Genomic DNA, 22,377 nt, shown 5'->3' on the forward strand with positions numbered 1-22,377 from the left:
ATGAACTAAGCCATCACGTTGTCATCTTTAAAGTGACATGGGAAATACCAGTGCTCTTTCTCTAGCTGTTTGTGTCCTTCAATCAGACCTAAGCCCCATGTGCCGCCTTGTGGCTCTACTCGGCTCACTTGTTCAATCATCATGAACTTCTCAGAACTAAAGCACAGTGACGGTTGATGCTGGCTAGATTGATGCGTCGGACCAAAACATTCCGCGATGTTCGCCGTCAACAGGTGACGTAATGCACTGTGATCAAATTGCGATTTCGGGCAATGTAATATTGGTTCAAAGCGTTGCTTCGTCGCTAATTGACGCGCCTTGATTTCGCTTTCGGTATGAATGACACCTTTACCATCCGCTAACTCTTCATCGGTGAAGAAACCAGCACAACCGTTATCCATTTTCAGGATCATCTTGTCGCCGATAAAACACTCGTACGAGAAGAAGAACAACAAGGTATCGCCATTGCGAGCGTAGTTGTTAATAGAGATATCGTAGCGCAGCGTATCACCACCACGAGGCAAGTCGCCAAGGAAGGTCAACGTACAATCTAGAAGACGATAAACACGCTCGCCTTTATTTTCAAAATCAATACCTAAGTAGCTGATCAACATCAGATCGCACTGACCGGATTCAACCGCAACCGCCCATGGGATTTGACCATCCACTAAGTAGGGTGCGTCCACAGGAATGTCGTACTCGGTCGTCATCGTACTTGGCTTGTATTCCAGCATCGTGGCATCAAGCTTGGTCACGCGAGAAACCAAAAGATAATCGGTAGTTGGCAGTCTTACACGGCGCTTATAGCTGTCGATAATAGCGTAATCTGGGCCGAAAACTTTGGCGATATCGCCTTCTGCGTATTCAACCAGATCATCGTAATCCCAGATACAAGGTTTACGAACGGGTCTCGCTGGCGCCGCATACACGTTCACAGGCTCAACGCTTGGTTGAGTTTCAGTGATCGTTTGAGCGAGATTATCCTCTGGTTGAGTAATAGGTGCGTTATTGGCTACACCACTTTCTAAGCCCTGAGTGATTTCGTTCAATTGCGCTTTAAGGAGCGCATCAGCGATTTGTAAACCTTGTGCGCGATTGTGCAAAAAGGCTTGATGGACTTGTTGCGTCAATTGCTGGTTTTGTTGAAACGCAGAATCTTGAGTCGCGGATAATTGAGACGTCGGCGCGCTATTTTTAGCGGATAAAACATCAGTCATAGTGCTGTGATTACCTATAAACGGACTCTGACCGGTTGCATGCAATGCCACGCCCGTCAAAGTTGTAGAGTTGGATGATTGAATTTCAATGGCTGGATTTGTCTTAACTAACTTAGTCTCAATCGGCATAGCAACGGTCGCTGGCGACAACGTTGGTACTGACACCGTGCGGCGACCTGTTTTTCCAACCATTTTTTGTTGAATATGTGGCAACGTTGATAATGGCGTTTGCGTAATATGCTGATAAATATCGCGACCACCAAGGGACACGGATTTAATCAGTTGACGCTTCGCATCACTGGCTATCTCGCGCTGTAAACGAAGTGTCAATGCTTGGGATTCAATCTTGGATTGCGAGACAAGCAATTGTGAACACTGCCCTTCACTAACGTTAGCAATGATCGCTTGTTTGGATGGATGACCTGCAACAGGGTCAGCAATACCATTGAGGTTTAGTAGACCATGAAGCAAACTCGCCATACCAGAAGCCGCTGAACAATGCCCTAACCGCTTGCTGGCTTGAGTTTGCTTAGCAACGTGGTTAACGAGTATGTCAGTGTGCCCCAAAGGCACGCCTTTCTCTGGCGCGTGGTTAAGCTCAACCACAGCAATTTGGCTTGAGTGCGTAGCAGATTGCGTCAATAACGCGTCGGTCACGGCTTGACTACGAGTACGGTTACCAAACGCGAGTGCATCGATTCGACCATAGCTTATGACTTTACCATCTTCAGTAATTTGGCGCGTTGCAGCGTGCTGCTCATCAACCAAAACAATGGCACCCGCCCCTTCACCGACATTCCAATCGGCATCCTGTGGCTGCATTGCCACTGGCGTCACACTGTTCTTGAGGATAACGTGCTCGGCGCTGCCACTAAGATCAACCGCAGCAATCACAACCGCATCTAACGACTCTTGCGACATCAGGTTTTGCGCGACGTCTATACAACGCGTGACCGACTGCTCTGCAGCAGAGATGGTGAACGCCGGGCCATTAAAGTCCCACAACGACGAGATGCGCGACGCCATGATGTTACCAATGAAACTGGTGTATTGGTTAAGCTTCGCCGCATCCATGACACTGTCCATTGCGATTGCTTCTAGCGCTTGGTATTCGTCTTGCGACAACTCGACACCCATATTGGCAAAGCTATCTGCCAATTGGCTGTGCAGGTTGACACGACCACGGAATTGGTGCATTTCAAGCTCGGTTTCCATCGCAACCAAGACAGCGACTTTTTGTCCAGCCACTAACTTGGCATCACGAATCGCTTCGTCCGCGACTTTCATCAACAACAGCTGCTGAGAGATCAAACGATCATCTTCATTCGGTGGGATTTTAAAACGCAGAAAATCCAGCTCAAATTGGTCAATATACGCGCCCGCTGGCACCGAAGTCAGCCCAAACTGGCTGAGTAGCTCTGGATGCTGATCGAGCCCTTTCCAACGCTTTTTCGGCAATTCAATAAAGGCATTACCGTCAGTGTCAATGGCACGACTTAGCGCATTGATACTTGGCAATGAACCAAAGTGAGAAGCCAAACCAGCGATGCTAAGCTTTGACACAATCGGTGAAGCGGCGCTTGGGTACTGTTCGTTGATGTCCTGTTTACTGGGGGCCAGCTCGCTAAATGGAGGCACAGCACCAGTGCTCGAATAGGCCTCAAGCAACAAGTGCGCGTTACAGCCACCAAAACCAAACACGGATACCCCCGCGCAACGCTCTGAATTGCCCGATTTACCCGGCCAAGTTTGCACGTTTCTTGGTAATGTCTGCGATCCAAATAGGCCATCAGGCGACGACAACGGCGTATCGAGGTTAATACTTGGTGGTAATACGCCCTCTTTCATCGCGAAAATCATTTTCATGATTCCCGGCATGCCAGCTGCGGTAAGCAAGTGACCAAGGTTCGACTTTGCCGAGCCAATCAATGGCGCATTTGAGCCATTCAGTTTATCGGCAAAGAATCGCTCCATCGAGGTCAACTCAACTTTATCACCCAACGGTGTTCCCGTTGCATGACATTCAATCACCTCGATACTGTCGGGTGTCAGTTCAGAGGCTTCATAGGCACGTTCAAATGCCTGTACTTGGCCTTTGCTGTTCGGACTCAACACAAATTGACCACGACCATCGTTAGACAGGCCAATCCCGCTGACAACCGCATAAATATTGTCACCGTCGCGCTCCGCATCGGCTAAGCGCTTGAGCACTAATACGCCCGCGCCTTCGCCCGCAAATAATCCTTTGCTGTTGCTATCAAAAGGAACAGACACACCGTGATCGGGATAAGCGTGGAAGATCGAGAAGCCCATGTTGATAAAGAACGGGTCTGCACCGGAGACCGCGCCCGCAAGCATCATGTCAGCCTTACCTGTATTCAAATAATCACAGGCGAGCTTTAATGAATACACTGAGCTGGCACACGCCGCATCAAGGCTAAGTTGTACATTGCCAAGACCCAGTGCGTCCGCCACTAATTTAGAGGCATTGTGCGCCGCTGCGCCATTGACCGTATTCAAGTCATGCGCTAGCTCATTGGTTGGCAATAGTGAAAACTCATCACTATTAAGCTTAGTTTGAAGCGCCTTCTCAACCACTGAGTGATACATTGGAAGAAACAGATCATTGGAGCGAGTGGTAGGAAACGACAACGCCCCCATGATGACGCCAGTACGCTCAAGTACATCGGCATTTAAGGCAATACCGGCATCATCGAGTGCTTTACGACTCGTGTCCAGTGCCCAAAGAAAACTTTGGTCAACGCCCTTAAAAGATTCTTCCGTGACGCGGTAACCTTGACCATTAAACGCAAAGTTTTCGATGTAGCCGCCTTTATCACAATAAAAGCGATCCGATTGGCCTTGGGTTCCTTGATAGTCTTGCGGGTTTGCCCCCAGTTTCTCTGCGCTTAACGTCGTGCGAGAGTCTTTTTTATCTATCAGGTTTTGCCAAAAATCTTGTGGCGTATCCGCATCAGGGTATTGATTGGCAATACCGACAATGGCGATTTTGTTATTTTGCTGAGAACTCACACTGGCTCTCCTTGATGATTATTTGCTGTGGTATCTGTTGCAGCCAGATCATAGGAATGCTTCAGCGCATTGAGCTGCTGTTCTAGGCCTTGAATAAGAGGCGCAACAGAGAGCGGGATTTGATGCGTGATAAGTTGACCAAGACACTTAAGTAAGGTCACTACGTCTTCGCCGCCTTTGGCGTTGGTGGCAACAACACAATGTTGATTGGCGACATCATCACTTCGATTAATCTTGTCGATTAATGTACTGGTTTGCCTATCAGCGCCAACTTCGACAAACAGGCGTGCACCTTGCTCGCGAGCACTGCGTATCAACGCGGTAAAATCGAGTGTCGAGCAGAACGTATCGGCAATAGAAAGTGCAATACTGTCACTGTTGATATTAACGGGTTTATTACCTGCGGCACTGATAAAGCGGATATGCTGCGGCAATACGTCGAACAACGGCTGCGTGTAAAACTCACGAACTTGCTGATGTTGACTCAGCGCGGGTGTGGTGTGCATCGCCGTCACTCGATTGGCTGCGATACCGCGTTTACCCAGTTTTTTAAGTAAAGCGCGACAGCTTTCTTCACAATCGGCTAAGACGCACGTGTCACCCTGTACAATCGCTAAGTAAGCTCTTGGGAATTCGGCTAACAGCGACTCAATCGACGCCGCGTCACTGCGAACTACAAAACTGTTCCAACGAATGTCATCCGTCTCAGTCAGGTTCCAATCTTCACGAACCGCCGTGAGCTTGCCTGAAATAGCGGTGGTAAAAATAGGGCTGGTTTGCGTCATTTCAATCAACGCATGAGGGTTCTTCCAAACATTAAGGCTAGCCCACATCGAGGCTTCACCCTTGGAATAGCCCAGCGCAAAATCTGGCTTCACAGCGAACTCATCGCAAAGTAGTTGCGTCAGTAGATAACTGCTACCCACGCCTGCAATCGCCAGCTCACTGAGAGACATCTCTTGCGCGTCATCTGAATACGTTTTTTCCGCTTGCAGCATATCGGCCAAGTTGCCTTCACGCTCTAGCCGTGCATAAAGCGATGGAAAATACTGATGAAACTCACACAACATGCCCGGATAGACCGTACCGACACCAGGGTAAACAAACGTTACCCCACCTTGGCTGGTCGGTGCTGGAGAAAAGCCACTACCCGCTGGGGTTTTGTAATGACTGTTATCTGCTATCACTTTCGGCAACGCTTGTTGTAGCGCGTTAATTTCTTGTAAGGCCGCCTCAAGCGATGCGGCTTGAATCACGATATTGGCCTGTGAATGAACAGGCGGTGATTGAGACTCAAACTGCGTGAGGTTGCGGTGCATCAACGTGGTGAGTGTGAGTGCTTCATGGTCGGAATTACGGGCACTGACAAGCTCATCATTCAACTGCGTTAAGCGTGCGATTAACTCGGCTTGCGTCGTGCCCGACACGACAAACATCAATCGCGTCGCAGATAGCAACGACTTGGATGGTTGTAAGCCGGTCGCTTGAGTAAGGACTAGGCTGGTCGATACAGAGCTAGCGTTATTAATACTAGCCTCATCCATAAAGGTTAACGTTGCTACGCGTGCTTTATGAGGCTCAGTAAACCAATAGCCGTTCGCTAATGTGCGGCCTGAAATGGATTGAATCAAAGACAACAACGCCGAGAACTTCTCTTCAGACGTCACGACGGACGTTGAAATTTGCTGGCTAACATCGCCGTTCGAACGCTTGGCATGCGCAAGTGCACGGTCGATACTGTGCGTTTCGCACGCCGTATTAACGTTATCCGAGGCCTCCACAACGGCCATTCCTGCTAAATAAGCATGCGGATGGACCTTATTTTTTGCTGCGGTGAGTGCACTCAACATCCAGATACGTGCGGGTGCGCCACTAACAAGATGACCAGCGGGTAACGTCTCAGCGGGATCGGCGATAAATTCTACCAAGTGCCCTTGACTAACAGCATCAATGGCAAGGTTTAGAGCAGAATTAAAATCATCGCCAATCGTGATTTTCTCAACGCTGGCTAACAAAGGCGATAAGTCGGCAGAAAGCTCAGCAGCAAACGCTGGCTGAGCCAAAAGAGCGATGCGCAAAGGCATCGCTTGATTAGAAGGAACCGTCATTATGACAATGGCTCCTTTTCTGCTTTCAATTTTTCTGTTGTCAGTTTTTCTGTTGCCAATTTGTCTGTAGACAATGTTTCTGTTGCCAATATTACAACCGGTGAGTTGGCGAGAAACGCATCATTAAGGCTCTTACTGATCGTCACTTTTGCCCCTTTCATCACCGCGCTCACGCGACCATCTTGATGATAAAGTGAGATATTCGCTTGTAGTGAACGAGCCGTGCTCTTAATCACATCCAGCGCTATCCATCCTTTCTCTCCGGCCTGCAAAGGCTGATAGCAAATAAAATCACCGATTGCCGATGGCAAACTTGCCGCGCCATATTTCATGCGAGCCCAAACCAACATCGCTTGCAGTAAGTAGTCTTCCGTAAAGGGTTGGCTATCCGCAAAACCATTTTTCGCGACAAACGCACCACAATCACGGTCGGCAATGATTGGCAATTGGCACTGCGCAAGTAAACTTGAGTCATCAAAACGTTCTATTGTCGTGATGCCTTGCAATCTAGGGCCATGGAACAAGGTTCCATCGCTGTACAGTGACGCTTGCGTCGCAACGCTTCCTGCTTCGTTTGCCTTAAATTGCTTCGTTAACGTGCTCGGCACATCCGATGAACATTGCACATCGGCAACTTGTAGCTCCGCTTGATACTGAGGACGACCTTGGCAATGAACCATTGCTTTAATTCGACCCGCAGACTTCGCCAAAGGTGACAATGTCACTGTTAACTCTTGTGCTTCATCAGTATCAAATATGACCCCTTTCAGCAGCTTGTAGTTGTGAACGCTAACGCTCACACCTAACTGTTGCTGCGCCGTTTCACGCATCCATTGAATGGCACACACTGTCGGTAACACAGGGTTACCAAGCAATGCAGTGGTCTTGAATAAAAGGCAGAGCCTTTGGTTCAAGAACACGTGTCACAGTGATCGTTGTAGTTAGCGGACTCTTTGCAAGATGCACAGACTCCGCATTACGCTTTTTTACAGCGGCTTCCTTGTTGTCAGAACCTTGCATGCTCGTTCCCACAAGCAGTTGAATACCTGTTTCGCTTAGCAGTTGAGTACTGAACAATTCAGCGCCAGCTTGTAGAGGAATAACGTAGACACCACGATCATTGAACATCTTCTTCAATGCAGCATTCACCATGCCACCATCCCATGGTCCCCAGTTAAAGCTCATCACTTTTGCTTCAGGGTGACGCGCAGAAAGTTGCAGCGCGGCTTTATTCAAAATCTCATTAGACATCGAATAATCACTTTGACCTGTGTTTCCGTAGAAACCCGCCGCCGAAGAGAACATCGCAATCAGTTTTAGTTTGCTGCTATCAAGGCCACCAAGAACCGCTTCTAATCCGCCCACTTTCGTGCCGTAAACCATGTTCAGTTCATCAAGCGTTTTGTCTTGAATGTGTTTGTCAGCCAGTACGCCTGCACCGTGAATAAGACCTGTGATGCCTTCGAAGTTTGCCAGCGCTTTCGCTACTGACTCATGGTTCGATACATCTAGGCTTAGGTATTCAGCGCTCGCGCCAATCTCGTTGAAAGCGGTAAGTGCGGCGTTGATTTCAAGGCTGCTCAATACCGGTTTTAGCAAGGTATCTACTTTCTTCGGCGTTGGTTTGTCACCTGTTGCTTGTAGGTGCGCGATAGCCGCTGGTTTTAGCTCTTTTTCTTGTTTGCCTTGAGCCCATTGAGGCAGCTCTTGTGACGTAATGTGTTTACTACGACCCGCAAGAATGAAATGAGACTTACATTGCTTAGCAAGCGTCAGTGCACATTCAAACGTCACGCCTTTAGCGCCACCTGTTACGAGAACTTTGTCGCTCTTGGTGAGTTGAGCGCCTGCGTTTTTGGTTTGTGCAGCACCTGGTGTTGCCGCAATTAATGTTGCACGACCAGATTCACCGTTTTCCGCATGGCTAAGGCCGATTTCAACCGTATTGGTATCGATATCGAACAGTTCGCCTGTGATTGCTTCAGCAAGGTGACGAGCATCAATAGAAGCGTCAGCATCCAATGCGCGGCAGAACACGTTTGACCATTCATGGCTTAGTGTTTTAGTGAGACCAGACAACGCCGCTTGGTTAAGTTCTGCATTCGCTAATTGCTTAGTATCTAGGTAACCAAAGCCACCATCGATACGGCTTAGTGTAAAGAACACACTGCGACCAGAAACTGCATTCAATTGGCCATTTAGGTGCTTGGCGAATAAGAACGCTGTCGTCAATGAAGCTCTTGAGTCTGCATTCAAGTTAACCGCTTGCTCGCTGCTTTGTTTTGCATCAACGATAGCTTGTAGGTGAACGAAGCCAGCAATCACTTTGTTCGACGTTTTAAGGTCTGCTTCGATGTCGTTAATAACCGCAGTCACACCAGCATCATCGACGCTGTTGAGTGTGTAGCTTGCTATTTCACTGTTTAAAGGTGACGCGGCAGAAAGAGCACTGCGCACTACAGCAACTTGAATGCCGTTAGCGGTCAACTTTTCTGCTAGAACACTACAGCGTTGTGACCATCATCTGTGATCACGACACAAGCGTCTTTTGAGAAACAATCGACGAGTTTATCTGCCGCTGGTAGCTTTTTTAGCGCTACCTCATTGTGTGGAGGAAGTTCCGCTGTCGCTGTTTCTGCGATAGGCGTTACTGATTCAGCTTTTGGAGTCGCCACAGGCGCTGCTGCTGATAGCTTACTTTGCATGTAAGTAACGATTTCACCAAGCGTACGACACTCAGCCAAGTCTTCAGGGTTTAGCTCTGGCAGCGTTGGTAGCTGGTCTTGAACCGTACCTAGGATCTCAACGCGTTTGATTGAGTCGATACCAAGGTCTGCTTCCATGTCCATCGCTAGGTCTAGCATTTCTGCTGGGTAGCCTGTTTTATCGGCAACCACTTCCATCATGGTGGATTGAACATGAGCAGGGTTTAGGTCGTTGCTCGTGCTTTCTACTGCGGCTGTAGCTGCTTCTGGAGCAGGCGCAGCGTTAGGAGCTAACTTACTGTTCATGTAATCAACGATTTCGCCCAGTGTACGACACTCAGCTAGATCTTCAGGATTTAGCTCTGGCAGTGTTGGTAGCAGGTCTTGAACCGTACCAAGGATCTCAACACGTTTGATTGAGTCGATGCCAAGGTCTGCTTCCATGTCCATTGCTAGATCAAGCATTTCTGTTGGGTAGCCCGTTTTATCAGCTACTACGCTCAACATTGTGCTTTGAACTTGCTCGGCGTTTAAACCGTTTGAGACTGCTTGCGCTGGTGCAGATACTTGAGCCGCTACTGGAGCAGAAGCTGGAAGCTTGCTGTTCATGTAGTCAACTATCTCACCAAGAGTACGACACTCAGCGAGGTCTTCTGGGTTTAGCTCTGGAAGAGTCGGTAGTTCGTCTTGAACCGTACCTAGGATTTCAACACGCTTGATTGAGTCGATACCAAGGTCAGCTTCCATATCCATTGCCAGGTCTAGCATTTCAGTCGGGTAGCCCGTTTTCTCTGCGACTACTTCTAACATGGTTTTTTGAACGACAGCTGCATCTAAACCGCTAGCTGCTTGAACTGAAATCGCTGCAGTTTGTGCGACTACAGGAGCAGAAGCCGGAAGCTTGCTGTTCATATAAGCAACGATTTCGCCAAGAGTACGACACTCAGCTAAGTCTTCAGGGTTTAGCTCGGGAAGAGTAGGCAGTTCATCTTGAACCGTACCAAGAATCTCAACACGCTTGATTGAATCAATACCAAGGTCTGCTTCCATGTCCATTTCTAGATCAAGCATTTCCGTTGGGTAACCTGTCTTCTCAGCCACCACTTCTAACATGGTTTGTTGAACGACCTTCGCATCAAGACCATTAGATGCTTGAACAGGAGCAGTTGCGCTTGGCTGTGCTGCCACAGGCGCTGATGCTGGCATCTTGCTGTTCATGTAAGTAACGATTTCACCAAGAGTACGACACTCTGCTAAATCTTCAGGGTTCAGCTCAGGGAGGTTCGGCATTTCGTCTTGTACGGTACCAAGGATCTCTACACGCTTGATTGAGTCGATACCAAGGTCTGCTTCCATGTCCATTTCTAGATCAAGCATTTCCGTTGGGTAACCCGTTTTCTCAGCGACCACTTCTAGCATCACTTTTTCAGCATCGGCTGATTGTACTGCTACTGGTGCAGCCACAGGAGTCAGGTTGCGCTCTAACGGGCACGGGTTGAGCTGCAACAGGCGCTGCCGCTTGAGCCGCTACTTGTGGTGCAGGAACGGTTTTCTGGACTGGAGCTTGCTGAGCTGTTGTATTTTGAACTGGTGCTGCTTGTACAGGAGTCGCTTGTACTTGAGCTTCAGGCTGTTGAACGATAGCTGTTGGAGTAGTTTGAATCGTTGGCTGAGTATTTGCTGGCGCAACGAAGGTTGGTTGTGCCGTTTGTACTGAACCTTGCGTCAGCATATTAAGTGCCGAGCTGTTGCTGTGTGCTTGCATCTCTAGGTAATGAGCGTGCGCTTTTAGCGTTTCAGCTTGGTGCTGGTGGAACATTTCCATAGAACGTTGTAGGTTCTCCGGAATAGCTACGCCTGCTGTTGCCATTTTCGCTTGCTCAGACATTAGGGTGTTGAACGTGTCACCGTATTGCTGAGGAATCGCCAAGAATTGCTGGTGTACTTCTGCTGCTTGTTGTTGAGCATTGAAGAACGATTGCAGTGAAGATTCATCAACCGTTACTTGCGCTGCAGGCTGAATAATCGCCGATGCAGGTTGTGCCACTTGAGGCTGCTGAGCTGCTGTTGCTACTTGTACACTTGGTGCTGTAACTGACTGTTGTACGTTTGAAGCTTGAGGAGCAGCCACAGGTACTTCAACGATTTCTGTTTTAATCACTTCTTTTTCCACGATTTTCTCGACTTCAACTTTCACTTCAACAATCTCAGTCTTTTCGGTGACGTTGCCCGAAGCCAATGATTGAGCCATTTTCTTACGAGTAGCAGGGCTGATGTAGTTAGTTGCATTCAGCTTGATGTTCATTGGTGATGCCTTTGCAGGCTCAGCAATGTCAGCTTGGTAAGGGTCAATGTTGTCTAATGAAACACCTGCCACACACAGCTGAACTGCAGCTAAACGAAGCTGTTGGTCACTGTCGCCTTTAGGACTTGGGTTGATGCTGATTGCGTAAAGTTCGTCGTTCTTATCCGCCAATGTTTTCTCAACCAGCTTTTGAAGAATGTTTTTTGGACCGAACTCAACGAATACGCGCGCGCCTGCTTCATACATCGCTTCAATTTGCTCACTGAAACGAACCGATTGCAGCATGTGTTGCTTGAATGCCTTCTTGATAGCTTTCGCGTCTTTGCTGTGCTGTTTGCCCGTTGCGTTTGAATAAAGTGGCAGCGTTGGCGCGCTGAATGAAGCTTTATCAATTGCAGCAGCAAATGGTTTTTGAGCGTGAGCAACAAGCGGTGTGTGGAAAGCACCAGATACTGGCAGAGCAATTGCTTTGAAGCCTTGTTCTGTTAGCGCTTGTGCTGCTTGTTGAACCGTCGCAGTTGGACCTGCAATAACCAGTTGAGTCGGTGCGTTGTAGTTGGCAATGCTCACGCCTTCGAATGGGCTGATACAGCTTTCAACGGCTGGAAGCTTGTCTGCATCGAGGATGACCGCAAACATAGTACCGCTGTCGCCTTGTTCAGGTGTCGCTGCCATCGCATCACCACGAGCGAAAGCTAGCTGGTAGTAATCGTCTTGCGAGATGACACCCGATGCACATAGTGCACTTAGTTCACCAAAGCTATGACCTGCGACCATGTCTGCTTTAAAGCCAGCTTGCGTCATGATGTCGAACTGACCCATAGACACAGTACCAATTGCACTTTGCGCATTGGCCGTGTTGGTTAACACAGCCTCTTGAGCTTTGGTTGCTTCTGGTGTGAAGGTTGGAATTGGGAACAGAATTTGCGACAGAGCCGTTTTCTTGTGCTGACCAAATACTTGATCTGCTTGAGCAAGCTGTTGACGCATTTCAGGATAATGACAAGCAAGCTCGCGACCCATGTTTAGGTATTGCGATCCTTGACCTGCAAATAGCGCTGCCACTTTACCTGTACCGTTTTCAGCAATCAGTGCCGACTCACGGTAGCTAGTACCGTTTGGCATCTGCCAATGTGTTTTGGTTTGGCTCTCAAGCATAGAAACCGCTTGAGTCAGTTGTGCTTGAAGATCTGCTTGTTCAGTCACAACGAAACCAATACGAGCATGCTCAGCGTTTACTTCACGCAGTCCGTATTGTTCAGCAAGCACTTCCAGTTTGAACGCAGCATCTGCCGCTTGAGTTGAAACCTGTTTAAGTTCATTGACCAGTGCTTGACGAGACTCTGCGCTGAATAATAAAGTTTGCGGCACTTGGCGCTGACGATATTTGTCACCACGAGCGTGCTCTGGTGTGTACTCTTCCAATACCACATGGAAGTTAGTACCACCAAAACCAAATGAGCTGATACCCGCACGGCGCGGTGTGCCATCAACACGTTGCATCCAAGGACGCGTTTGTGTGTTTAGGTAGAAGGGCGAGTTCTCGATATCCAACTTAGGATTCGGAGCCGATACGTTAATCGTTGGCGGCAGTACTTTGTGATGCAGAGCTAACGCCGCTTTAATCAATCCAGCGGTACCCGCGGTTGATTTGGTATGACCGATCTGAGACTTCACCGAACCCAATGCAATGTGCTGCTTTTGCTCGTTATCTTCACTGAATACTGAGTTTAAACCACCAAATTCAGCCACGTCGCCCGCAGCAGTTCCGGTACCGTGCGCTTCTAGCAACCCAAGTGTATGCGGTGCAAAACCAGCATCATCGTAGGCACGTTTCAGGGCTTTGGCCTGACCTTCAGGGCGAGGCGCATAAATACTCTTAAACTTACCATCAGAAGATGAACCTACCCCTTTAATCACAGAGTAGATTCTATCACCGTCACGTTCTGCATCTTCAAGACGCTTTAGCGCAACCATGCCAATACCTTCGCCAATCATCATCCCTTTCGAGTCAATATCAAAAGGTTGAATGGTTTCATTGGTGGTGAATGCTGGTGTCTTAGAGAAGCTCATGTACATGGTTGGTGAGTTATCAGTACACACACCACCAGTAATCATCATTTCACTGCGCCCTTCCACCAGCTCGCTCAATGCCATGCGCATTGCTGCCAGTGAACCTGCACACGCCGCATCCACAACGCAGTTAATGCCGCCAAGATCGAAACGGTTAGCGATACGACCAGAAATAACATTGCCCAACGAACCTGGGAATGAATTCTCTTCCCAGTGAATGTATTGGTCTTGGAATTTCTTAATCATCATTTCGCTGTCTTCGTCGCTAATACCACTGCTCTTGAAGACTTTCTTCAACACTGGATATTGCAAACGAGCGTTTAGGCTTTGTGCGATCTTTTGACCACCACCCACGCCAAGCGTAATGCCGATCTTGTCGCGGTCATAGCCTTCAGGCAATTTCGCGTCTTCGAGTACTTCTTTGGCAACAATCAGCGATAACAGCTGAGACGTGTCAGTCAATTCTAAAATGTTTGGCGGAAGGCCAAACTCCATTGGGTTGAAATCTACCTCTGGAATAAAACCACCACGCTTACAATAAGACTTATCAGGTGTCGTTCTATCTGAATCGTAGTAATCCTCTGGACGCCAGTGCGTGTCCGGCACCTCGGTAATCGCATCGATTTTCTCGCTGATCAGATCCCAAAATTTATTCAGGTAACGCGAATTAGCAAACATGCTTGCCATACCGACTATCGCGATAGGCATATCTTTAAGACGTTTATTCAAACGAGAATCGTCTATGGATTCAGGTGTCGTTGTTTCTGGTTGGCTCATTTATGAGTCTCCACTGGAAATCACAGAGGGTGATGTCTGGTTTTGAGGCTGGACTTTTGGGTATAAGAAGGAAAAATCTGAGTCAGATTTGGAAAAGCACAGCCGAAAAGTTAGGTTGCTGAATTCTAGCAACCAGATAGAAATTTGATTTGCAAAGCGCAATAACTTGCATTGATAGAAGTGATGTTTCATGCGCGATATAAGCGCTCAATTCTTAGGGTGGTGTCCATTAAAATCCTGTTCAAATGATGACGAAAAACACAGCTAACTTCGCCAAGAAAACGAGTTATTTTGTCTAATGGATGAGCAGGCTACCGGACAGGGCATTTCGATACAATGCTCATACTGGCCAGTATCATCTCTTCAGACCAGTTAAAATCCCACACACCAAGTAAAAACTAACACACCAAGACAATAACAACTTGATTCGTAAGGGTTTAGAGTAATTACTTAGTGCTTTTACTCTACTTTGTGACAAAATGCGATCTAGTTATCATTTTTAGCAGTTTTCCAGATCAAACGTCGACACATCAAGGGGAATGAACTAGCAATTGGCAAATATCATTTATGGCCAATTCAGCGAGCAAGACATAAATTCGGCCTGTTTCAGGCTTGTTTTACAATGGATTCAGCATGGTAGAAAAGGTATGATCTAACACTATTTTTGAATGGCTAGGAGTATGGCATTGAAGGCAGTTCAGCAAGTTGATTTATGGGTTTGCCCACTCGTCGATCTTAACCAGAAAACAAATCGACTTAACAAACTACAGTCTTGGCTAAGCGATGATGAATTAAGTAAAGTCTCTCGTTATCGTCAGCCGCATGCACAGCTTACTGCACTCTATGTACGCTGTATCTTGCGAGCAATTTTATCTCGCTATTCACCTATTCAACCCCAGCAGTGGGCATTCGAATATGGAAAAAAAGGTAAGCCTCGCCTAAGCACCTTACAACGCGAACAAACGGGCCTTAATTTTAACCTCAGCCATAGCAAAGATTACTTGCTCATCGCACTCCTTAAATCCGATGATGAATCAATGATGCTGGGCGCGGATATCGAGCACGCCAGAGAAAATACTGATATTCACTCGATCATGAATCACTACTTTTCTTCACAAGAAATTGATGATTTAAAGGCGTTAAATAGAAGCGAACAAAGAGGACGTTTCTTTGACCTTTGGGCGCTGAAAGAGTCCTATATAAAAGCGACGGGGCAAGGCTTAGCAACCTCCCTTAAAAGCTTTGCTTTCGATTTTTCTTCTTCCGTGGCAAATGCGCACCCGTTAACACCCGCTTGCGTTGGCGGGTACGCCACAAACGTTAATATATTAAAGGATATTGGCATCCACTTTATTAAGACGCCCCTTGAAGAAAATACGACAGTGACAATGAATAACCATCACCTGTCATGTTGGCAGAGCTTTTTAGGGTATCTAAATCGAGACTATCGCTTTGCGGTTACGGTTGGGGGATGCGATAAGCCAATAGTATTAAAATTACAGACCTTTTCGCAGCTAAGTTTGCCTAACTTTGAATAGCGCCTTTAATATGACCAGTGTTCATGATTCGTTCTATAATGAGGTCATCGTGAATTGTAACAAACTCCCCTAGCCCGCTTTCTTAGATTAATAGCAACACACCCTGTGAATGGTGTGTTGCGTACACTACCAAAGGCGCATACTAGCCAGCTAACATCGCCGTAAGCACCTCTTCAGGAACTAGGTTGCAAGCGTTTATCTTTATCCAAGCACACCATTTCAATGTCGCCAATGACTGCTGGTTTAGTCGCTCCTTCACGCCACACTTCCTGACGCCATAGCGTTTTGTATTTCCCATCCAATTCGAATGAGGTACGAATATCGCAAATCTCCGCAAATTCAACACCATCTTGAAAGGTCATGTTCGCTTTATAGACGGCAAAGCCTAGCCCATGATCATTCCATAACTGGGCTAATTTATCGCTACCAAGCACATGTTCACGGGCTCGCTCAAAGTATTTTAAAAAGTTGGGGTGATAAACCACTCCCGAATGATCAGTGTCTTCGTAATAAATTTGAACGGGGTGATGATAGATCTTGCTCATGATCGAGGGGTCTCTTTTTTAGAACGGATAACTTGGAAGATTTCATGCCACGGGCCGTGTAAACCATGAAAGTCACCAACATAAGGCTATGCGGCACTGTACCTTAACTATCTCAATCACTTCAATCCTGCATCAGGCATTGTGGCCTTGGTCAGACCTCAATAGACCACATACCTGCACTGACTACACAATCAAAGGAACACCTCACCTGCTATACAAATAAATCATTATTTTTACTAATGTAAGTATTGACAGTGGCAATTCGGAAGCATATATTGATTACACGAACTGCCATATGGAGTTCATTAATGACCAAGTTCGCCTCATATAGGGAACAATTGGTCGTTGTAATCGTAAGAAGCGCTCTTTCAATCAGACTGTTTCTTGCGCATTTTTAACAGCAGAACCCTACGTCCACATTAGCGAGTTAACGCTTCGGAGTATGAGTTCTTTCTCTTAGCTCGGTGCTAAGAGAACTATTGCTTTAATAAAGGATAGTATTATGCGTAACATAGATTTTTCTCCCCTATACCGCCATGCCATTGGTTTTGATCGCTTGTTTGATCTTGTAGAGAACAGTGCAAAAAAACCATCTCAAAATGGTTATCCTCCTTATAACATCGAACAGAAAGACGAGAACCACTATCGCATCACGATGGCGGTTGCGGGCTTTTCTGAAGATGAACTTACCCTCACACAAAACGAAAACATGTTACTTGTGACTGGTGAAGTCAAATCAAATGACACGAAGCCGACCTATATCTATCAAGGTATCGCCGAAAGAAACTTCGAGCGAAAGTTCCAACTTGCCGACTATGTCACGGTTGAAACCGCGAACCTAAAGAATGGTCTACTGCATATTGATTTGGTACGAGAAGTCCCTGAGGCCATGCAGCCACGCCAAATTTCAATCAGCAAGTAACAACGCCTCAGCTCAAAGAGCAGGCACCATCAATTATAGATTTCGTTTAGCTATGTGCAGTCATCATTATAACAGTGACTGCACAGGGGTTATTACATCAAAAATTCAACGATAAGCATTAGATTAATTAATCCTTATCGTTAAGAGGAACATCATTATGGGTAAAATTATTGGTATCGACTTAGGTACAACCAATTCATGCGTTGCTGTATTAGACGGCAACAAACCACGTATCATTGAAAACGCCGAAGGCGAACGCACGACAGCATCCGTCATTGCTTATACCGATGGTGAAACACTTGTCGGTCAACCAGCAAAACGCCAAGCCGTCACTAACCCAGAAAATACGCTATTCGCGATTAAGCGCCTGATAGGCCGCCGCTTCGAAGACGAAGAGGTTCAGCGTGACATTGAAATCATGCCTTATAAAATTGTTAAGGCAGACAATGGCGATGCATGGGTAGAAGCGAAAGGACAGCCAATGGCTGCGCCTCAAGTGTCGGCTGAAATCCTAAAGAAAATGAAGAAAACAGCGGAAGACTATCTAGGCGAAGCCGTAACTGGCGCAGTGATTACCGTTCCTGCCTACTTTAATGATGCACAACGTCAAGCAACAAAAGACGCAGGTCGTATAGCAGGCTTAGACGTTAAGCGAATTATTAACGAGCCAACTGCAGCTGCACTCGCTTACGGGCTAGACCAGAAAGGCGGTAACCGCACAATCGCAGTTTACGACCTTGGTGGTGGTACTTTTGATATTTCGATTATTGAAATTGACGAAGTAGACGGAGAAAAAACATTTGAAGTATTAGCGACCAACGGGGATACCCACCTTGGTGGCGAGGACTTCGACAATCGTCTGATCAATTACCTCGTTGACGAATTCAAAAAAGACCAAGGTATTAATCTAAAGAACGATCCACTCGCGATGCAACGTGTCAAAGAGGCCGCAGAAAAGGCGAAGATTGAACTGTCTTCCACTTCTCAAACCGACGTTAACCTGCCTTACGTTACGGCAGATGCGACAGGCCCTAAACACATGAATGTGAAAGTGACGCGTGCGAAACTAGAATCGCTTGTAGAAGATTTAATAGTGCGCTCTATAGAACCACTTAAAACCGCGCTATCAGACGCCGAGCTAACGGTCAGTGACGTCAACGATATTATCTTAGTCGGGGGTCAAACACGTATGCCGATGGTGCAAGCTAAAGTAACAGAGTTCTTTGGTAAAGCACCACGCAAAGACGTCAATCCCGATGAAGCGGTGGCAATGGGCGCAGCGGTTCAAGGCGGCGTTCTTGCTGGTGATGTAAAAGATGTTCTGCTATTGGATGTGACACCACTTTCTCTTGGTATCGAAACCATGGGTGGCGTAATGACCAAGCTTGTTGAGAAAAACACGACGATCCCAACCAAGGCAAACCAAGTGTTTTCTACCGCAGAAGACAATCAAAATGCAGTTACCATCCATGTGGTTCAAGGTGAACGTAAACAAGCGATGTACAACAAGTCACTAGGACAGTTTAACCTAGAAGGTATTCAAGCGGCTCCACGTGGAATGCCACAAATCGAAGTGACTTTTGATATCGATGCGAACGGTATATTGAATGTATCTGCGAAAGACAAATCGACTGGCAAAGAACAGAAAATCACCATCCAAGCATCAGGTGGTCTAAGTAACGAAGACATAGAAAAAATGGTACAAGAAGCGGAAGCAAACAAGGAAGCAGACAAAAAGTTCGAAGAATTGGTTGCGGCTCGTAACCAAGCAGACCAATTGATCCACAGTACTCGTAAACAGCTAGAAGAAGCTAGGTGACTCCCTTCCTGCTGACGAAAAAGGCCACATTGAAGTTGTCATCACCGAGCTAGAAACCGCTCGTAAAGGTGACAATAAAGACGAGATTGATACAAAAACTCAAGCGTTAATTACGGCGGCTCAAAAGCTGATGGAAATGACTCAACCCAAATCAAATGACACGGGTTCTGAATCTAAGACCAAAGCAGATGACGATGTCGTCGAAGCTGAGTTTGAAGAGGTGAAATAGCAACACCTTAGACAAAACAATCATTAATGTACTCTACGTTAAACACAAAGGGTACGCTCTGGAAGCTAGTGGCATTGCCCACTAGCTTTTTTTATGTGTAAGTAAACCGCGCTCCTTAATTGGGTGCCTAGTACTTTGCCTACTTCGATTATGAATTTCTCTAATTCATGTCCTGAAACACCACCTCAAATTACCATAAGCATCGAACCTGTCTCGTTACAGTAGAACCCTCTATTTTTCCTTAGTTAGTCCATCGAAACATACGAATAACTGAGGGAAATCATTCGATAAAGGCCCAATATGTACGAAGTTATGAAGTAAGACTCTACGCTGTACTGCTCATTTCAGAGCTGATGGCTGAACCTATCAAGTTGGGTTTAGAGCCAGCCATCTCGTTCTATTTTTCGCTTACCTAATCTTAATGTTCGACTAAATAGCCATTTATCGAATCATGATTATTTCGAATGGGCACCAACATAGAGATTTCACATTTTAAGCAATCGATACGCATCGCTTGCCGATTCATGTTAATAATCAACCATAGGCATAATATTCATGACAACGTCCCTCGCCTCCCCTAACGCCGAGACCGTATTTAATCGACTACTCATCGGTTTCGACCACAATAATCCAATGATGATCCAAAAATGCATCGCCGAGGCAAATTCAACGGACTTACCCGCTATCTTTAGAAGGTTCAGTGAGTCCCAACGTACAATATTTTGGATAGCATTAAGCGCCCAAGATGCCCAACTTGGAGCGGGTTTACTTGATCATCTTACTGACGCTGAACAAACCGCTTTATTCGTACAGTTACCGACTGAGAGCGCAAAAGAGCTCTTACAGTACATGCGCTCTTCCGATCGACGTACCTTACTCAACTTACTTCCAAATACCAGCAGACACTCGCTAGAAACATCTCTTCCAAGAACATGGGAAACGGAAGAAAAAGCCGCGATGATATACCAAGGTGATTCGGTAGGAAGAATATGTAAAAACGAAATTTTGAAGCTTGAAGAATCCGCTACCGTCGCTGATTTAGAACATCTATTGAGAGAAGCTGAAAGTCGCTCTGAGCATATTGAATGGCGATATATCTATCTTCACGATAATAACGGCAACTACCTCGGAGCAATAAAAACGCGAGAATTGTTCCTACAACAATCATGGAGTAGCTTGAGCAACCATATTGATACGAGTGTTCCAACCGTCTCCCCTGACCTGGATCTTATGTCGTTAAAAAGCATCTTGGACACCACTTCTCACACCACGATTCCAGTGGTGAATGACAAAGGCTTTCAAATCGGTATTGTAGGATTTAATCAACTTAACCATGCGCTTTATGAGCAATCTGAACAACACCTACTAGAAAAAAGTGGCATTTTCGGTGGTGATGAATTTAGAACAATGCCCATTATCAAACGTAACGTTAGACGAATGACATTTCTTCTTCCTTCTGTTGTTTTGAGCTATGCGGCGGTTTCTATTATTGCCGCCTATGAACCTATAATTGAACAAATCGCTGTGCTTGCCGCAATCTTACCGCTGGTTGCAAATTTATCTGGCGCCGCTGGTAACCAATCGGTTGCAATCTCAATACGCGAACTGTCTGTTGGCCATATTTCGGCACAAGACTGGCTATTCGTGGTAGTAAAAGAACTCCCTATAGGTTTAATCAACGGGTTCTGCCTTGGCATGATCATCGCTCTATTAATGTTGGTCACACACGGCACTCAAAACAGCCTACTTCCTGTTATCGTCGGGTTTTCATACACAATATCTTCAACATTTGCTGTTATTTTAGGCGGGACGCTACCTCTGATTCTAAAAAGAATAAACCTAGACCCTGCCATGTTATCGAGCCCAATATTGACCACTTTAACGGATGCTATTTCATTTTTTAGTGTCTTGTATTTTACTCAAACCTTTCTTCTTTAGTTCACTCCACCGTATAATTTATCTATAGGCTACTCAGTATGTATTTTGAAACATTTTTCACTTATTTAACCCTCACCGTATTGGGCCTCCTCCCTATTATGAACCCTCCGGCAGCAGCCACAGTACTACTTGGACTCAGCAAAGGAAGAGATAAAAGCTATATTGTTTCACAAGCAAAAACAGTAGGAATCTACCTCTTTGTCGCTATGTGTATTACCTTCTTCATTGGTGCGTCCGTTCTAGAACTTTTTAGTATTTCCATTCCGAGCTTACGATTAGGAGGGGGATTATCATCGTTGCAATCGGCTTTAATATGCTCTTTCCTAAGCCCGAGCACAATTCCACAAGTGTCGGTCAAGACTCCATAGCACTTGTTCCATTGACCATCCCTTCATTATGTGGACCAGGAACGATGGCTTTGATCATTAGCTTGGCCGTAGAAATAGCCTCAAGCGAAGAGGAACTGAACCGCATCACTGTTTACACAGGTGTTATAGGGGGGTTTGGTGTGGTCAGCCTTGTAGCCGCGTTTATACTCAGCATGGCCTATCCATTGTTAAAAACACTTGGTCAAAACGGCATAAACGCATTTACCCGTATCATGGGATTCTTACTGATCTGTATGGGCATGCAGTTTTTTACCATTGGTATTACTGAGATCGTTCAAGATATTAGCCTTGCGATGTAACGACGTAAACCCACTGTTCAATTAGGTACTCATCCTAAAAAACCCGCTATTAAGCGGGTTTTTTAGGAATTGGGTGAGACAGCTATAACCATTTAGCTGCTGGATTGACAAAGGTATACTCACCCAATCTGGTTTTCGTTGCTTTCACTAAACTCGTCGTGATTGTTGACGGTAACATACTCGTGACAATCACTGCATTTTCGATAGTAAATAAATCAAGAATATCGTTAACATCTCGAATTAAGTTGTACACCTGTAGTGCATTTAATTCTCTAAGATTGTTTGACCATCCTATCGATGTATCAATAACAATTTTTCTATTAGTCTTAATCTTTTGGTCGTAATAAGTACTGTTTATAGTGGGCACATGACTATAATGGCCGATATAGATAATCGCATCATCACCATTACCCACATCAATAATTCCATAACACTTTTGATTCACCTGTATTTCATATTGACTCATAGTACACCTTATTA

General features: G+C 46.2%; 6 protein-coding genes and 4 pseudogenes. 5 read left to right on the top strand and 5 right to left on the bottom strand.

The window, feature by feature from the left end:
* Nucleotides 1-5 precede the first annotated feature (5 nt).
* The 3 genes and pseudogenes from AC0L66_RS24835 to AC0L66_RS24845 form a co-directional block, all read right to left on the bottom strand.
* On the bottom strand, nucleotides 6-4,250 hold the full coding sequence (locus tag AC0L66_RS24835) for a beta-ketoacyl synthase N-terminal-like domain-containing protein (protein WP_473569873.1): 4,245 nt from the start codon (nucleotides 4,248-4,250) through the stop codon (nucleotides 6-8).
* A complete protein-coding gene (locus AC0L66_RS24840; RefSeq protein ID WP_473569875.1) occupies nucleotides 4,247-6,358 on the bottom strand; it encodes a PfaB family protein in 2,112 nt (703 codons plus the stop codon). Before AC0L66_RS24840 ends, AC0L66_RS24835 begins: the two co-directional genes overlap by 4 nt.
* Nucleotides 6,358-14,218, bottom strand: a pseudogene (locus AC0L66_RS24845) (phosphopantetheine-binding protein). The gene AC0L66_RS24840 and the pseudogene AC0L66_RS24845 overlap by 1 nt, the downstream one beginning before the upstream one ends.
* A 680-nt stretch (nucleotides 14,219-14,898) precedes the next feature.
* On the opposite strand from AC0L66_RS24845, the gene AC0L66_RS24850 reads away from it, so the two are divergent.
* A complete protein-coding gene (locus AC0L66_RS24850) occupies nucleotides 14,899-15,756 on the top strand; it encodes a 4'-phosphopantetheinyl transferase family protein (protein ID WP_265674057.1) in 858 nt (285 codons plus the stop codon).
* 142 nt (nucleotides 15,757-15,898) lie between these two features.
* On the opposite strand, the pseudogene AC0L66_RS24855 reads toward AC0L66_RS24850, so the two are convergent.
* Nucleotides 15,899-16,301, bottom strand: a pseudogene (locus AC0L66_RS24855) (thioesterase family protein).
* Nucleotides 16,302-16,803: 502 nt separating this feature from the next.
* Between AC0L66_RS24855 and AC0L66_RS24860 the strand changes: the two are divergent.
* The 4 genes and pseudogenes from AC0L66_RS24860 (at nucleotide 16,804) to AC0L66_RS24875 (ending at nucleotide 21,897) form a co-directional block, all read left to right on the top strand.
* Nucleotides 16,804-17,223: an Hsp20 family protein gene (locus AC0L66_RS24860; RefSeq protein ID WP_428751369.1), complete on the top strand. Its 420-nt coding sequence runs from the start codon at nucleotides 16,804-16,806 to the stop codon at nucleotides 17,221-17,223.
* A 157-nt stretch (nucleotides 17,224-17,380) separates the two neighbouring features.
* A pseudogene (gene dnaK / locus AC0L66_RS24865) lies at nucleotides 17,381-19,271 on the top strand (molecular chaperone DnaK).
* Between the two features lie 555 nt (nucleotides 19,272-19,826).
* Nucleotides 19,827-21,209: a magnesium transporter gene (locus tag AC0L66_RS24870; RefSeq protein WP_473569876.1), complete on the top strand. Its 1,383-nt coding sequence runs from the start codon at nucleotides 19,827-19,829 to the stop codon at nucleotides 21,207-21,209.
* A gap of 98 nt (nucleotides 21,210-21,307) precedes the next feature.
* Nucleotides 21,308-21,897: pseudogene (locus AC0L66_RS24875) on the top strand (MarC family NAAT transporter).
* Nucleotides 21,898-21,979: 82 nt separating this feature from the next.
* Here the strand turns inward: AC0L66_RS24875 and AC0L66_RS24880 are convergent.
* Nucleotides 21,980-22,363, bottom strand: a complete 384-nt coding sequence (locus AC0L66_RS24880; RefSeq protein WP_473569878.1) for a hypothetical protein — start codon at nucleotides 22,361-22,363, stop codon at nucleotides 21,980-21,982.
* Nucleotides 22,364-22,377: the final 14 nt, after the last annotated feature.

Source organism: Vibrio sp. GJ43-1, assembly GCF_055808835.1.